A 13886-nucleotide genomic window follows, 5' to 3' on the forward strand; every position below is an offset into this window, starting at 1 on the left:
AGCGGTCGGCGTAGCATCCAGCAAAATCACTCCATCCAAGAGCTTCACCCCCTTGTCGACAGCCCCCTGCCAAAGGACGGCCTGAACCCCGCCTTGGTCAAGCAGGCTGTCAGCATCATCGCCGCCTTCTAGACTTGGGCTTGATGGCACGGCAGCCAGACAGGCGTTTGGATGTTTGCCACGGAGAGTATCTCCGGGAAGTGATGCAAATTATGACAATGCAGTGAGCGGCGTGCGCTGTGGATCGTGCCTACTCCTTTCCAGGGCGGCGGCAAGGGCGTGACCGCAGGCGGTCATCGGCTTGGGGGCTGCGCACCGATGCCACGTTCCGCGTGATCGCCAGTGGGCCCTATCCTCGCCCCGGCGCGCTCCGCTTGCAGAAGCTCGCCCGGTGTGCACTGACCGAAATCCGACAACGGGAAGTGTAGGGTTACCCTCCCGCAGACGTTGACAACGATTCGGATGCAGGACGGCGATCTTACTGCGGCGACGGCACAACGCACTGCATCTACTGCAGACAACGCCGGCCAGACACGCGACCCGCCTAGTCCAGGCGCCCCGCGCAGCGCACTGCAGGGTCGGAGCGGCGCGGTCATTGTTGTGTTGCTGGGCCTGTTCATGGCGTTCGCGTTCCTCGGCGCCCGCAGCATCTGGGATCCCGACGAGGGTCGCTATACCAACGTCGCACTGATGATGCTGGAAGCTGGCGACTGGTTGAGCCCCAAGCGCAACAGCGAGGTGGGCCATTGGACAAAGCCGCCGCTTACCTACTGGGCCATAGCCAGTAGCGTTCAAATGTTTGGCTACAACCCGTGGGCCGCTCGCCTACCGATCGCCCTTTCCTTCTTGACCTGCATGCTGCTTGCGGGGCTGACCGCGCACCGGCTGATTCCCCGTAACGGACGCGCGGCAGCGATCATTTACGCAACCCTGTTGCTCCCGTTCACGGCCGGTCAGCTGGTCACCACCGATTTCATCCTCAGCGCCTGCCAGGCCCTGGCGATGTACGCATACGTCCAATACCGATTCGGCCATTCGCGTCCTCAGCGGTGGTGGCTGCTGACGTGGTTCGCGTTGGGCCTCGGCTTCTTGACCAAGGGGCCGCCGGCATTGACGCCGCTGCTGGTCATCGCGTCCATGGCCGTGCTCTCCCCAGGGCCCCAGGTAGGCCTGGGCCGCCACATGTTGGCGGCGTTGATCTTCGCAATCGTCGCGTTGCCCTGGTATGTGCTGGTGATCGCCTTGAACCCCGGCCTTCTCCAGTACTTCGTCGGCGCTGAAGTCATCGACCGCGTGGCCAGTGATCGATTCCGGCGTAACGGTCAGTGGTACGGCTGGCTAGTGGCGTACGGCCCAGCCCTGCTGTTCGGCACCCTGCCGTGGACGTACAGCATCGCACGATGGCTGGCGCGTACGGCCGGGCGTCTGCGCGCGGCCGGATTGCGCGGTATTCAACGGCTACAACCGGAGCAATTGCTGCTCGTACTCTGGATCGTGCTGCCATTACTCGTGTTCTGCCTGTCCCGTTCGCGCCTGCCGCTGTATATCCTCCCGTTGTTCGTACCACTGGCCATCGCTGCGGCCTCTGAACGCAGCGAGCGTGGCAAAGGACTGCCCCGCCTTCGCTGGATCCTGCTGTGGGCCGCCCTGCTCGTTGGTACGCGGATAGCTGGCGCTGGCTGGGAGACGCACAAGGACGCCTCGGCGTGGACGGCGGCAATCGAATCGCGTGTACCTTGGAAGATCAACACGGTCATATTCGTCGAGGACATGGCGCGTTACGGCCTGCACCTGCACCTGCGCGCGCAGGTCAGAAAACTCTCACTACAGCCACAGCCGGCGTCTCCTTTCAATCCTACCTACGACGGATCGCTGCTGCCTGTGCTGGCACAGAGCAGCCCCCGCGACGCGCTCTTCATCAGCAAGACGGAGGCATACGACAACATTGCCAAGACCCTGGCCAGCCAAGGCTGCACGCCGCACCGATGGGGAAGCCCCTACCAGGGGCGTGTTTTGTTTAGCATCTTGCACAAGCAAGAGCACCTGAAATAGCGGTCGACAGCTCCAGGTAACGGCAACGACCGAGGGTCCAGGGTCGCCGGCGGATGGCGCTGCGCGAAGAAACGGACGCCCCGCCCTGCACTGGCTTTTCGACCAGCACCGCGATCACCAGCGTCGCCACGGCCAATAGCTCGTTCGATAGACTCGCTCACGCTTGAGCAGCCCAAAAAAGCCTTCGCAGGCGGCGTTGTCGCCGCAATGTCCAACGGCGCTCATTGAGCAGATCAGCCCGTTAGCCGCGAGATATCCTTGGTAGTCACCGCTGCGGAACTGGGCGGATTCAACCGGTCGTCGCAACACCGGGTTGTTGAACGGATTTTATGTACTCGTTCAAAGCCTCAGCTGGTGTCTTCCATCCCAGCGTTTTACGTGGCCTGTTGTTCAAAGTCCAGGCCACGGCTTGAATCTCTTGCTCGCTCCAGCGAGACAGGTCAGTGCCTTTGGGGAAGTACTGGCGCAGCAGCCCGTTCGTATTCTCGTTCGTGCCGCGCTGCCATGGGCTGTGAGGATCGGCAAAGAAGACACGCACTCCGGACTCAATGGTGAATCGTGCATGGTCTGACAGTTCCTTGCCTCGATCCCAAGTCAATGACTGCCACAGCTGAGCAGGCAGCGTGGTCACGGTCTTCTTGAGGGCGTTGGCCATCGTGATTGCTCCGTAGCCTGCGAGCGCAGGACCGTTCTTCGTCCGAGGAATCTTTACCCGCGCCAGCTCACGCTTGAGGCGTGCCAACTCCTCATCCCGTGGTGTCCCGGTGCCCCCGAAGGCGATAGCTCCCGGGCTCTGTGCCTCGCGCTTCCAGCGGGTCAGCAGGCTGTCGCGAATTCCCAGCTCCTGGGCCACCTGGGCGCAGCTGATGCCGGGCTGGCTCGCCTGCTCAACCGCGCCGCGCTTGAACTCGGCACTGAACTTCCTACGCTTTGACATGAACACTCCTCATGGCCTGGATCGGCCTTCTCGTAAGTGTGCGTGAAAACGGGGTAGAACCCTTGAGAACGAACAGCGCCTGGACAACATACGCCAGCAAAACGCGACCTCAATCGCACCACGCCCAGCGCGCTCCAACCCGACTTACCGCAGCAATGGCGGTGGTGGAGGGCGCCTCCACCATATTTCGCAGTACAAGGACCCCAGCGCCTGCGAAGCCGCCAAGGCAGAGCGTGCGCGAGTGTATGAAGCAGTCGGCATGGGCCGATCTTTTGAGCTAAGTCGCCGGATGGATGACAAGGTGTGGGCCGCATGCAAGTAGGATCTTTGCGAAATTCAAGCCTAAAAGAGGACCAAGAATGATGGAGCTATCAGCGGTCACTGCTGCATCGCTTACTCAACCTGCGGTAAGTGGACAGATCGTATTAGGGATTGTGACGGGCATTCTTACCACCGCATTGCTTTGGGGCTTGAGTTCTCTCTGGGAACACAAGATCCGTCCTAAGGCGGAAGGCATTCTCTACAACGGTCTACTGGTGGATGGCGGCTGGCATTCGCAGCTGATACTCCCCGAGAGCGCCACACTTTTCACGCTGGAACTTCGCCAAGCAGCCGCGAAAATCACCGGGGAGGGTCGGATTCGTCTCTGTAGCAGCACCCACCAGTTTGATTCAGCTGTAAACGTTACGGGTGTACTTTGGGAAGGCTACATCGCATTCACATTCCGCCCCAAGAGCCGACGATCTACGGCCATCATGAGCGGGTTATTTAGGGTTACCGACGCTGGTGGTGTGCTTCACGGTTATTTGGCGATTCGCGACAAGACTTCGGGAGATGTAAACAGCTTCCAAGCCGTGTTCTTCCAAGGATCGCCCTCAGCTGCCACAAATACCGCATTTGAAGCAGCCGTACAGAAAATTACGTCCTCTGATGCGTAGTTTTGAGCGGGTGTAGGGGCAGAGCCCCTACGGTCAACGCCTCACACGCGCTGGCTAGGTCTCGGCCCACGACTCATGTAGACCACATTGGACGCCTCGGCGTCGGGGCCGGGATCACGCACGCCGAACCGTCGCTCTCGGCGAATTCTGAGCGCCTCGGCTAGGTAGATGACGCTGGATTCCGCTGTGGTCGAAGCATTCCGTGCAGCCAAGGTCCTTGGAGCCGCCTCAGCCATCATTAGGCGCCATTCCCGCGCGATGTTGCAGGTCAGGGACCACCAGGTCATGTCACAAGGCTCCAGTTGGTGACCCTCAGGGGTGAACATGTGCCCAGCTTGGAATCCGAAACCGGCCCAAGGGCCGGTCAGTTCGATGCGATCATGGGGATCGATCTTGCTCATGCTGCAATCTCATCCTTGTCGGGGGAGCCAACAGGGAGGCAAGAGCCAAGCCAGAGTCGGAGCCATTGCCAAGCGGAGCCCACGAACCGGATCACCCCAGATACATCATTTCGCATAATGTATAGACCGTGGGCTTATCAAAGCCCGCAACGGCGGCCTGAGCCTTGTGGGGCAGGGCAAAGCCAACAGCCAAGCACAAGGCCATCGCGGTCGCCGCTAAGCGCTTCCAGAAAGTGCGCTCCGGCGACGTAAGCGCCGCACGCTTCATAATCTCAATCGCCTGCTTTTCAGGCTCCGGATGCCCTTGGATACGGAGCGCATCCGCCACGACCCAAACCTGTGGCACACGCCTGCCCATGCGGTAGTGGCCGATTGCGCCATCCGTAATCCCCAGCAGCGGCGCCAGCTTTGAATAGCTCTCGACCTTGGCCGCTACGCGGGTCCGCTCAAAGAAGTCATTCCAGTCCATAGCCGCCTCGGGTTCGTGTACGGGTGTAGCCTACAGGTGTTGACGCCTACGGATGTAGGCGCGTATAAAGCCCCCACCGCCTACGGATGTAGACGGTCCCGCCACCGGCACCCCAAGGCCGCTGGCGGGTTCTCTTGGGGCTTGGGGCAGGGGATAGGGATGATCGATCCGCTCATTACCTTCGTGCTGCTGGCGGCCATCGTGGCCGTGTCCATTGGCGGCGCTCGCATCGTTTCGTGGCTGCTCGACCGGCGTGACCACACCGCCGCCCAGCAATCCCGCGAAGCCCGGGTCATCGAACTCGCAAAGGCTGAGATTGCCGCCACCAAGCGCGGCGATCTGCTGGCCGCCGCTCGCTACGCCGAAGAGCAGGAACGCGCCGCATGAGCAGGGGTCTCTCATTCGCCGAACTGGCGGAGTTCGATATGGGTCTTGCGGCCTGTGCCGCGCTCATCGCCGTTTGGCTGGGAGGCGCGTTGGTCTCCATCGTGATCGAGCAGGCATGGCTGGCGCTTCGCCGCCTGTGGAAGCTCCGGAAGGATCGCTCCAATGGTCGGTGATCGCGTGGTGCTGGCCGAGTCGGGACTCCCCTCGTCTAACAGGGGAGTCAGTGAATTCAGGAACGCCGATGGAACCCTGACGGTCGGCATCGACTGGTTTTCCGCCTCAGTGGACATGTTCGCGGTCCTCAACGAACTCGCCTTCCGCGACGGCGATTCGTTCGAAGAGGTCCGTAACTGGATCGACTACAGCGCCGATAACGCCCGTGTCGTTGCGTTGCAGATGTTCTGCTGGTTCTTCGCTGGGCTGGGCCTTGAGCTGGATGAGGTGGCCGGGGGAGGGCGCTTCTACCTGTGGCGAGTCAAGATCATCAATGCCGAAAAGAAGTTCGTCGGCATGATCGAGTTGGGCGGCGACAACTGCCGCCGTGCTGACGGCACTTACACCGCTCGTATTGAGCTGACTGGCGAGGGATGCAAAACCATAGCCGCTGCGCGCTGCGGCCATGCGCAGCGGTGGCTGGAGCTTCGAGCGAAGCTCGAAAGCTGCGGCGGGAGGATTACCCGTCTCGATGTGTGCGCCGATGACCTGATGGGCAAGTACCCATTGCGCCTGGCACAGAAGTGGTACGACGAAGGCGAGTTCGACAATCGCGGTCAGCGCCCTAAGGCGCAGCTGGTTGACGACTACGACAGCGGTGACGGCAAGACCCTGTATGTCGGCGGCAAGAAGTCCGAAAAGCAGCTGCGTGTCTATGAGAAGGGGCGGGAATTGGGTGACAAGTCCTCTCCTTGGGTGCGCTATGAAGCGCAGTTCCGCGCCTCCAACCGCAAGGAATTGCCGCTGGACCTGCTTCGTGATCCGGCTGCATACCTGCTCGGCGCATACCCCGTTCTGCGCTTCCTGCGTTGCATTTCGTCACGCATCGACGTGACGAAGGCTGCGGCGGTCGCCACGTTCAAGAGCGCATGCCGTCACTTCAAACGCCAATACGGCGGCTTCGTCAATTTCGTGTTTCGCACCTGCCCGGATGAAGGCGTGGCAGTGGCGGTCTTCAAATCCTGCACTTCGCCAAAGCTGCCGAAGTGGGCAACAGGAGACGTAGCAGCGAACTGGGCCACAAGCGTGGTCATACAACCAACCTGAAAGGGGTAACGAAATGATCAAGGTCACCGTCCTCAAGAACGAAATTGACGAACGCGGCGGTAGCTTCAAGAACGACGCTGGCGAGAACGTCGAGTACACCACCCGCAAGCAGAAGGCCAAGCTTGAAACCGGTGGTTTTGCGTATCCGTTCGACGTGCGCCTGGACAAGGGCCAGCCGGGCTATCCCGAAGGCGAGTACGAGCTTGATGTTGAATCCATGCTGCAGGTCAACAAGGGCGTCGCCTCGCTGAGCAAGTTCACCGTTCTGCGTATGGTGCCCAAGGCTGCACCTCGCGCCGCCACCCCGTAACCAATCGAGCCGTGGCCGTGCCTTTGGCGCGGTCACGGCGAAGGAGTCCCTATGGAAGAGACCGTTCTTGTCCTGCACTGCAAGGCATCAGATTTCGATGCTGCAACAGGGCAATGCGCGCACCCCTTCTATGGACCAGCGCCGATCCTTTTGCCACCGATCAGCGTTGCCGATTCCCTAGTTATCAGCTGCTCAATCGCAGGCATGTGGGGCGTCGGTTTCATGATCCGGCAAGCACGCCGGGTCACAGGTGGCTAATCACCTAATCCAGAGAGAAGACCATGAAGAAGAACCTGCGCAAGATCGGCCTGAAGGCAGCTGCCATCGCTTCCACCGCAATGGTGGCCGCACCGGCATTCGCTGGTGAACTGGCTACCGCTGCCACCGAAGGCATGGACAAGGGCGAGTTGACGCTGATCGGTGTTGCGGTCCTGACGCTGTGCGGTGTCGTCGCGCTGATCAAGAAGGGTCAGCGCGCTTCCGGCGGCTGATTCGAGCAGTGCCACACGGGGCGGGGAAACCCGCCCTTTTTCATTTGAAGGGGAACGTCATGGCGTACGCGGGGTATTTCGTGATGATCGGATTTTTGGGGGCGCTATGGCTCGCACTGGATGGCTAAGGGTTGCCCTTCTGCTGCTTGCCTCAGCGCCTGGACTCGCACAGGCAGTGGATCAGGGGCAGGCAACACAACTCGCGATTAAGCTTGTCCATGAATCATGCGCCGGGTCTGTTGAAGGCGCGTCGATCCGGGGCGAAATCAAGCTGATAGTAGGGCCGTCGAGCGTTAACGCGTCCGGCCAATGCTACTTTCCAAACGGCGGCTATCAGGGGTATCACTCAAAGACCGTTGCGTACGATACCGCTTGCAAAGATCGCAAGGATTACAACGGAGCTTTCCCCGGCGGGCAGTACAAGCCTAAGAATGGGTCGCTCTCTTGTGACCTCGGCTGCGAGGTCATCTGGACGCACAATACGGATGGGACTGTTAACGGCAGCACCGCGCTCAATCGTTCGTGCACGGGCGACGACATGGACGACGACGACAAGTGCAAAGCTAAGCTCGGACCCGGCGCATTCTTCAATCGGCAAGTCGGTGTCTGTGAGCTTGAGGACGGAAAATGCAATGACGGCTCAAAGCCTAACTCCCTCGGGCAGTGTGCGCCCGAGCCATGCCCTGATGGTATGGCACAGCAGCCAGATGGCACGTGCAAGAAGATGGAAAACGAGTGTCCTGCAGGGCAGGTGAGGTCGCCCGATGGTCGCTGCCTGCCCGGTGACGGTCAGTGTGCGAAGGGCGAAGTTCGCGGGCCAGACGGAACTTGCAAGAAGGATTCCGATGATGACGGGAAACCTGATGAGCCGGGGGAGAAGGACACCTTCTCAGGTGGCGACGATTGCAGCGTTCCACCTTCGTGCAGCGGCTCGCCGATCCTATGCGGTCAGGCGCGCATTCAGTGGCGGATCGACTGCAACACCCGAAAGAACCGGAACATCGCGGGAGGTTCCTGCGCTGCAATGCCCGTGTGTACTGGCGAGAAGTGCGACGCAATGGAATACGCAGGACTTCTCATGCAATGGCGCACTGCGTGCGCTGCGGAGAAGCTTGCAGGCCAGGGCAACAATAACGGCGGTGATGGCGCGCAGCCCGAGTGGACGAAGGTTGGTGGAATGTCAACCGATCCCGGTTTTGGATCGTCTCCCGATGACACCAAGGTTTTGACGGTAAAGAAGCTGGGTGTGGAGCAGCTGGATCAATCCGGCTTCGGCGGTGGCGGTAGCTGCATCGGATTCGCCGTTAGTGGCGGCAGTGGAATCGGTTCGGGTTTTGCACAGGCGATGGCGTCGCCTCCGGACTTCTTCTGCAACTACATCATCTTGATTCGCGCGGTGATCATTCTTTCAGCAACGGTCACGTGCGCCTTCATTCTTACCAGCGGGGGGAAGAACTAATGCCAATGATCATTGCAGCACTTGTGAGCATGCTGCTGCAGGCGCTGCGTCAGTATCTGCCGGGCATCATCGGGCGTGTGCTGCTTGCCTTCGGCATCGGCCTTGTTACGCACGAGGTGGCACTCCCTGCCGTCAAGAGCTTTATTCAAAGCAAAATTTCCTCGCTCGGTCCCGTTCTTGTTGCCTACTTCGATTACACCGGGTTCGGCGTGGCCGTCACGATGATCCTGTCGGCGTGGGCGGCTACCTATGCACAGAAGGCCATGCTTGCCAAGCTGGGGTCTAACTGATGGCGCTCTATCTCGTTACCGGTCAGCCCGGCCACGGCAAAACTGCCTACGCCCTGGACAAAGCGTTCAAGTTCCAGAAGGAGGGAAGGGCGATCTACGCCCACGGCGTCAAAGACCTCGACTATGCAAAAGCGGGGTGGACCTACCTCGATGACCCGACTCAGTGGGAGGCCTTGCCGGATGGATCGGTTGTGGTGCTCGATGAGTGCTACACGATCCTGCCAAACCGCAACCCCGGCGCGAAGGTTCCGCCGCACATTGAGGCGATGGCCCGTCATCGTCATCGCGGCTTCGACTTCATTCTGATTGCGCAGCAGGGCCTACAGCTGGACCCGTTCCTGCGCGGCCTCTATGAAGAGCATGTGCACGTTCGACAGACGTCGATCATGCGCAGCAAGACCAAGCTCAAGCGTTGGAATCAGTATCAGAGCAATGTGCAAGCCGTTTGCGCTGACACTGTTGATTGGGTGCGGCCGAAGTACGTCTTTGACTACTACACCAGCACCACGATGGTAACCACCAAGCGGCAGATGCCCATGTGGTTGCGCTACCTCATCCTTGGCGTCGTTGTCCTGGGCATCATCCTCTTCGGAATCCGGTGGTATTTCGCTTCCAAGATCGCGGAATATGGAGCCGAACGACCGGCGGCCGCGCAACCCGTAGCGCGTGCTGCCGCAACTGCCGACAGCGGAGCGGCGGCGGGTGCGGCGGCTCCGCGCGTCTACGAGACAACCGCCCAGTATGCAACGGCTCACAATCCGCGCATCGGTACGATGCCTTGGACTGCACCAATCTACGACCAGCGCGCAGTTACAACCGATCCTCAGCTGTACTGCATCGCTAGCGGCGAGGGGTTAGATGGAAATGGCCGCCACACTGAGGCGACGTGCACGTGTTTGACAGAGCAGGGGACACGCTACGAGCTGAGCCAACCGGAATGCCGCACGCTGGCGCGCAATGGCCCGGTCTACAATCCCTACAAGACTACGCAGCCCCCAGCGCCTGCGCCGGCTCCGGCCATTCCTGCACCTGTCAGTCCACGGGCCGCAGTTGGCATGCAGGGCGCTGTGATCACTCGCGGCGAACGCGCCAACGGCAGCTTCCCGGAGTCGCCTGCGTTTGAATCCGATACCTACCTGACTAGCCCGGCAATCCCGACAAGGCTCTGACAGCTGTGAATGGTCACAGCCTTAGCAGGGTTCGTTCGGCATGTCGCGCCAGCCACCACCGTCCATTCGCTTGAAACGCCTTCCATCAATGCAACGCTCACCGGCCTCCAGCGGCCTACGCTCTCGCACTGGTAAAGCGCGATCAAGCTGGAGTGTCCGCCTTACCGCAGCCACTTCGGCAGCGGTCTCCGCCTCGAGCTGACGGGTCTTCTTCTCCATTTCAGCGTCGAATGCGGCCTGTTCCTGAGGTGTCATTGGCCTCATTAGCTCACGCGTCATAGCAGCCGCTTGCCGCCGAGCATTCCACTCGATGAGTCCCATTGCGATTACGACCAGCAGTGCTGCGCTAGCCGCAATGTAGAGCCAGGGCGAAGTTGGTTCATGCCTAGTCGTTTTACGGCGGCTGTGTCCACGAAACTGCAGGTCCTGCAGATCCGGCTTTCCGAAGGTCGGTTCGTGTCGTTCGCGTTCCATACGGCCCCCCAAGGCGTCCTGCGCGCATTGTAGCCGGGGTGTAGGGGCGGCGCCCCTACGGAAGCGCCTCACACGCGCTCGTGGCGTCTCGGCCCCGGTACCGGCAGGTCTGCTGCAGGTGGTGCGGCGTCAGCGCCAGCCCTCGCCACCGCCGAACGCTCTTTGCGACGGCTGACCACATCCCGCAGATTGACGACAGTGGCAGGATGATGGCGAATGCCGACGTTCCGATTATGCTCATTTCTGGAACTGTCGATCGACGGTGCCGAGCGTGCAGCTTCCATCATCCGACGCCATTCCTGCGCTTGGCAGGCGGTGAGCGACAGCCAGGCCAGATCCTCGGGCAGTAGCTCACGACCTTCGGGCGTGATCAGGCGGTCGCCTAGGAAAGAAAAACCGGCCCAAGGGCCGGTCAAGTCGATACGGTGGTGCGGGTCGAACACGATCATGCCGCGATCTCATCCTTGGCCGGGGTCTGAGGGCGCAGGCAAGAGCCGAGCCAGAGGCCCAGCCATTGCCACGCCGAGGACACGAACGCCGCAGCAGCCCGATACAGAATTTCGCATAATGTATATTATGTTCAAAGCAGAACTGCCGCCCAGCAGGCTGTCGATGTCCCTAATTGATGGCATTTGTGCCTAGATCGCGCCCCTTCTTGATTTCTAAGGGATTTTTGAGGTCCCCAGTCCATCCAGTGACAACAATTAGGGCCAAATTCGCCTCAAATTTGACCCTAGTTCGTGTCAATCGGGCCCGCCAAACTGCCAGATTTGCCCCTTATTCGTGTCACTAGCCGGGATCGCAGCCAGGCGGTCATTGCTTCGACCGCGTGCGTTTCGGCCTGACATCCGTAGCGACGCGAACTTCTTTGGATCGCCTGAGCGCCACTTCCAGCTGAGCTGGCAAATCTCGAAGCCCCGAAAGTTGCCCCTCAAGCGCGTCACATCTGCCGCGCAGGATATCGGCAGACTGACTGGCCGTGGCGGCCGCTGATTGGGCGGCCTGGATGTCCTGACGCAACTGCTTCTCAAGGGCCCTGTGTTGTTCGGATGCCTTGCTTTGCTGCACCTGGAGTTCCTTCACCTCCCGGCGGGCTCGATCCACATCGCTGAGCGCTCGATTCTCGACAGATCTGACGTACTCGGTCCAGTCCTCCCGCTCAGATTTCGCCGTCTCTAGGGTCTCGTGAAGCCGGACATCGAGTTGCTGTCTCGCTGTCTCGGTTCGGTCGGCTCTTCGACGCTCGAGGTCGCGCTGCTCTGCAAGTTCAGAGATCTGTAGCTGAAGCTGGTCGACCAGGTGCTGTAGCTCTGAAGCTTGGGTCGTTGCAATTCTCTCCCCGGTGATTGCAACGTCACGCTCTGCCCGCATTTGCGCCAGCTCTTCAGCCGCAAGTCGGGAACTGGCCGCCAGCGCATCACGTTCGGCAGCCAGGGCCTGCTCGGACGATGCAAGCTCTCGACGGGCAGCCTCCTGGGCATGCTTCAGCGCCAACTCCCACCATTGCCCGGCAAGTTCTGCCAACACCGCTGGCGCATCTTCCAGGTCCGGACGCGCTGGCTGCAGACGCGTGCCAAGTCGGTTCCACCATGTCTCCAGCCAGCGGGTCACCGTGTTAGGCGAGCCTGTCCCCAGGTGAGTCCGGATCCGCTCAACGGTTGGGCGCTCGCCCTTGGCTACCAGCTCGTCGGCGGCGGTGTGAACGTCAGATTCGGTGATGCCGCGGGCCATGCGAAGTCTCCTGTACCGGCGCCCTGCTCTACTGGTAGCGTACTCGCGATAAGAGATGATTATCGAGGGTACGCTCCTCTCAGCGTAGCGTACATTACATAGTATTAAAGATATTTCTACAATTTCCATGCTCTCCGCGGCGGCTACCAACCTAGCCCTGCCCGAACAGTTGGCCCGACAGGCTGCTGATGCGGTCCGCGAGCTGCTGGCCGAAGCCGCGGCTGAGAACACCACCCGCAGCTACACCAGCGCCCTGCGCTACTGGGCCGGCTGGCATGCGGCGCGCTACGGCATCGAGTTGGCCTTGCCGGTACCCGAGGCCACCGTGCTCCAGTTCGTAGTCGATCACGTACAGCGCCGCTCGATCGATGGCGAGTTGGCATGGGAACTTCCACCAGCCGTCGACCAGGCCTTGGTGGCCGCTGGCCTCAAGGCCAAGGTCGGCCCGTGGACCTTGGCCACCGTGCGCCACCGCGTTGCCGTGCTGTCCACCGCGCACCGACTCAAGCAAGTGGCCAATCCCTGCGAGCAGCCGGCAATCCGCACCGTACTCAGTCGCGCGGCGCGGGCCGCGGTCAAGCGCGGCGAGCGCCCACGCAAGAAGACTGCAATCACCCTGGCCGAGCTGGAGGCTATGTTGGCCACCTGCGACGACAGCCTGGAAGGAATTCGGGATCGCGCCCTACTTTGCTTCGGGTTTGCCAGTGGCGGCCGCCGGCGTAGCGAGATCGCCGCTGCCGACCTGCGCGACCTGCGCCGGATTGGCGAGGCGGGCTATATCTACCGGCTGGAGCACAGCAAGACCCAGCAGGCCGGGGTTACGGTCACCTCGACCCCGGATAAGCCGGTGCTCGATCGGGCCGCCCTCGCCCTCCAGGACTGGCTGGATGCCTCAAGCCTCACCGAGGGGGCTATCTTCCGGCGGCTGTGGAAGCAGCGGGTCGGCCCTGCCCTGTCCCCAGCCGCCGTGGGTGAGATCGTGCAGCGGCGGGCACGCCTGGCGGGGCTGGAGGGGGATTTTGGGGGTCACAGCCTGCGGTCGGGGTTCGTGACCGAGGCCAGCCGCCAGGGCATGGCGCTGCCAGCGATCATGCAACTGACCGAACATCGGTCGGTGTCGAGTGTCGTGGGGTATTTTCAGGCCGGTGGAGCCACGACGAATCCCGCCGCTCGTCTTCTGGAAGACTGATCGATCTTCGGTTTTTTGGAAGCCAATTTTCAGCGGAGAAGCGCCAATTTGGAATTGACTTGTGGTTTATGTTGGCATCGGAGCAGGCCGTACCTAGATATACTGCAAGCATCTGACTATGAAGTGACATCTCGCAAATAGAGGGAGTGTGGTGGCCAGCACGATCAAGCGAAGCGCAATCCCGGCGAGCGGCTACTCTTATCAGACCTTGGCTGGCATCCAGGTGCTCTGCGACTGGCTTGACGATCCTAAGGGTTCACCCCCGTTTTCACGGACACTTACAAGAAGGCCGATTCAGGCCATGAGGAGTGTTCATGTCAAAGCGTAGG

The 13886-nt window shown here is 60.9% G+C and carries 16 protein-coding genes and 2 pseudogenes; 11 read left to right on the plus strand and 7 right to left on the minus strand.

Annotation, left to right across the window (positions count from 1 at the left end; genetic code table 11):
* Positions 1 to 618 precede the first annotated feature (618 nt).
* Positions 619 to 2052, plus strand: coding sequence for an ArnT family glycosyltransferase (locus tag AC07M7_RS13320; RefSeq protein WP_495207592.1), 1434 nt, complete (start codon positions 619 to 621; stop codon positions 2050 to 2052).
* A 135-nt stretch (positions 2053 to 2187) separates the two neighbouring features.
* Here AC07M7_RS13320 and AC07M7_RS13325 read toward each other — a convergent pair.
* The 3 genes and pseudogenes from AC07M7_RS13325 to AC07M7_RS13335 form a co-directional block, all read right to left on the minus strand.
* Positions 2188 to 2337, minus strand: a pseudogene (locus AC07M7_RS13325) (IS3 family transposase); the annotation flags it as partial.
* A 4-nt stretch (positions 2338 to 2341) separates the two neighbouring features.
* The gene (locus AC07M7_RS13330; RefSeq protein WP_495207607.1) at positions 2342 to 2707 is read right to left on the minus strand and encodes an IS30 family transposase; all 366 of its coding nucleotides are present in this window, start codon (positions 2705 to 2707) and stop codon (positions 2342 to 2344) included.
* Between the two features lie 42 nt (positions 2708 to 2749).
* Positions 2750 to 2989: pseudogene (locus tag AC07M7_RS13335) on the minus strand (transposase); the annotation flags it as partial.
* Between the two features lie 359 nt (positions 2990 to 3348).
* Between AC07M7_RS13335 and AC07M7_RS13340 the strand changes: the two are divergent.
* On the plus strand, positions 3349 to 3927 hold the full coding sequence (locus AC07M7_RS13340; protein WP_495207593.1) for a hypothetical protein: 579 nt from the start codon (positions 3349 to 3351) through the stop codon (positions 3925 to 3927).
* A gap of 41 nt (positions 3928 to 3968) precedes the next feature.
* Here the strand turns inward: AC07M7_RS13340 and AC07M7_RS13345 are convergent, their stop codons facing one another.
* Positions 3969 to 4328 carry a DUF3653 domain-containing protein gene (locus tag AC07M7_RS13345; protein WP_495207594.1) on the minus strand — a complete coding sequence of 120 codons (360 nt, stop codon included), beginning with the start codon at positions 4326 to 4328 and terminating at the stop codon, positions 3969 to 3971.
* 91 nt (positions 4329 to 4419) lie between these two features.
* Positions 4420 to 4797: a DUF3693 domain-containing protein gene (locus AC07M7_RS13350; protein WP_495207595.1), complete on the minus strand. Its 378-nt coding sequence runs from the start codon at positions 4795 to 4797 to the stop codon at positions 4420 to 4422.
* Between the two features lie 159 nt (positions 4798 to 4956).
* Between AC07M7_RS13350 and AC07M7_RS13355 the strand changes: the two genes are divergently transcribed.
* The 8 genes from AC07M7_RS13355 (at position 4957) to AC07M7_RS13390 (ending at position 10163) form a co-directional block, all read left to right on the plus strand.
* On the plus strand, positions 4957 to 5184 hold the full coding sequence (locus tag AC07M7_RS13355; RefSeq protein ID WP_495207596.1) for a hypothetical protein: 228 nt from the start codon (positions 4957 to 4959) through the stop codon (positions 5182 to 5184).
* Positions 5181 to 5357: a hypothetical protein gene (locus AC07M7_RS13360; RefSeq protein WP_197591756.1), complete on the plus strand. Its 177-nt coding sequence runs from the start codon at positions 5181 to 5183 to the stop codon at positions 5355 to 5357. The genes AC07M7_RS13355 and AC07M7_RS13360 overlap by 4 nt, the downstream gene beginning before the upstream one ends.
* Positions 5347 to 6444: a replication initiation factor domain-containing protein gene (locus tag AC07M7_RS13365; RefSeq protein ID WP_495207597.1), complete on the plus strand. Its 1098-nt coding sequence runs from the start codon at positions 5347 to 5349 to the stop codon at positions 6442 to 6444. Before AC07M7_RS13360 ends, AC07M7_RS13365 begins: the two co-directional genes overlap by 11 nt.
* Before the next feature lie 13 nt (positions 6445 to 6457).
* Positions 6458 to 6754 carry a single-stranded DNA-binding protein gene (locus AC07M7_RS13370; RefSeq protein WP_495207598.1) on the plus strand — a complete coding sequence of 99 codons (297 nt, stop codon included), beginning with the start codon at positions 6458 to 6460 and terminating at the stop codon, positions 6752 to 6754.
* Positions 6755 to 7035: 281 nt separating this feature from the next.
* Positions 7036 to 7245, plus strand: coding sequence for a hypothetical protein (locus tag AC07M7_RS13375; RefSeq protein ID WP_180843326.1), 210 nt, complete (start codon positions 7036 to 7038; stop codon positions 7243 to 7245).
* Between the two features lie 175 nt (positions 7246 to 7420).
* On the plus strand, positions 7421 to 8704 hold the full coding sequence (locus tag AC07M7_RS13380) for a hypothetical protein (RefSeq protein ID WP_495207599.1): 1284 nt from the start codon (positions 7421 to 7423) through the stop codon (positions 8702 to 8704).
* 5 nt (positions 8705 to 8709) lie between these two features.
* Positions 8710 to 8994: a DUF2523 family protein gene (locus AC07M7_RS13385; RefSeq protein WP_254918328.1), complete on the plus strand. Its 285-nt coding sequence runs from the start codon at positions 8710 to 8712 to the stop codon at positions 8992 to 8994.
* The gene (locus tag AC07M7_RS13390) at positions 8994 to 10163 is read left to right on the plus strand and encodes a zonular occludens toxin domain-containing protein (protein ID WP_495207600.1); all 1170 of its coding nucleotides are present in this window, start codon (positions 8994 to 8996) and stop codon (positions 10161 to 10163) included. The genes AC07M7_RS13385 and AC07M7_RS13390 overlap by 1 nt, the downstream gene beginning before the upstream one ends.
* Positions 10164 to 10705: 542 nt before the next feature.
* Here the strand turns inward: AC07M7_RS13390 and AC07M7_RS13395 are convergent.
* Both AC07M7_RS13395 and AC07M7_RS13400 read right to left on the minus strand, forming a co-directional pair.
* Positions 10706 to 11086: a DUF3653 domain-containing protein gene (locus AC07M7_RS13395; RefSeq protein WP_495207601.1), complete on the minus strand. Its 381-nt coding sequence runs from the start codon at positions 11084 to 11086 to the stop codon at positions 10706 to 10708.
* A gap of 364 nt (positions 11087 to 11450) precedes the next feature.
* Positions 11451 to 12368, minus strand: a complete 918-nt coding sequence (locus AC07M7_RS13400) for a DNA-binding protein (RefSeq protein ID WP_495207602.1) — start codon at positions 12366 to 12368, stop codon at positions 11451 to 11453.
* 127 nt (positions 12369 to 12495) lie between these two features.
* On the opposite strand from AC07M7_RS13400, the gene AC07M7_RS13405 reads away from it, so the two are divergent.
* Complete coding sequence (locus AC07M7_RS13405) at positions 12496 to 13557, plus strand: site-specific integrase (RefSeq protein WP_495207603.1); 1062 nt, start codon at positions 12496 to 12498, stop codon at positions 13555 to 13557.
* Positions 13558 to 13886 lie beyond the last annotated feature (329 nt).

This window comes from Stenotrophomonas sp. GW821-FHT09E08 (assembly GCF_059416125.1).

Bases quoted from the DNA above. Each gene is read 5' to 3' on its own strand.
- AC07M7_RS13320 (WP_495207592.1), top strand. From the start codon at position 619: ATGGCGTTCGCGTTCCTCGGCGCCCGCAGCATCTGGGATCCCGACGAG.
- AC07M7_RS13330 (WP_495207607.1), bottom strand. From the start codon at position 2,707: ATGGCCAACGCCCTCAAGAAGACCGTGACCACGCTGCCTGCTCAGCTG.
- AC07M7_RS13340 (WP_495207593.1), top strand. From the start codon at position 3,349: ATGATGGAGCTATCAGCGGTCACTGCTGCATCGCTTACTCAACCTGCG.
- AC07M7_RS13345 (WP_495207594.1), bottom strand. From the start codon at position 4,328: ATGAGCAAGATCGATCCCCATGATCGCATCGAACTGACCGGCCCTTGG.
- AC07M7_RS13350 (WP_495207595.1), bottom strand. From the start codon at position 4,797: ATGGACTGGAATGACTTCTTTGAGCGGACCCGCGTAGCGGCCAAGGTC.
- AC07M7_RS13355 (WP_495207596.1), top strand. From the start codon at position 4,957: ATGATCGATCCGCTCATTACCTTCGTGCTGCTGGCGGCCATCGTGGCC.
- AC07M7_RS13360 (WP_197591756.1), top strand. From the start codon at position 5,181: ATGAGCAGGGGTCTCTCATTCGCCGAACTGGCGGAGTTCGATATGGGT.
- AC07M7_RS13365 (WP_495207597.1), top strand. From the start codon at position 5,347: ATGGTCGGTGATCGCGTGGTGCTGGCCGAGTCGGGACTCCCCTCGTCT.
- AC07M7_RS13370 (WP_495207598.1), top strand. From the start codon at position 6,458: ATGATCAAGGTCACCGTCCTCAAGAACGAAATTGACGAACGCGGCGGT.
- AC07M7_RS13375 (WP_180843326.1), top strand. From the start codon at position 7,036: ATGAAGAAGAACCTGCGCAAGATCGGCCTGAAGGCAGCTGCCATCGCT.
- AC07M7_RS13385 (WP_254918328.1), top strand. From the start codon at position 8,710: ATGATCATTGCAGCACTTGTGAGCATGCTGCTGCAGGCGCTGCGTCAG.
- AC07M7_RS13390 (WP_495207600.1), top strand. From the start codon at position 8,994: ATGGCGCTCTATCTCGTTACCGGTCAGCCCGGCCACGGCAAAACTGCC.
- AC07M7_RS13395 (WP_495207601.1), bottom strand. From the start codon at position 11,086: ATGATCGTGTTCGACCCGCACCACCGTATCGACTTGACCGGCCCTTGG.
- AC07M7_RS13400 (WP_495207602.1), bottom strand. From the start codon at position 12,368: ATGGCCCGCGGCATCACCGAATCTGACGTTCACACCGCCGCCGACGAG.
- AC07M7_RS13405 (WP_495207603.1), top strand. From the start codon at position 12,496: ATGCTCTCCGCGGCGGCTACCAACCTAGCCCTGCCCGAACAGTTGGCC.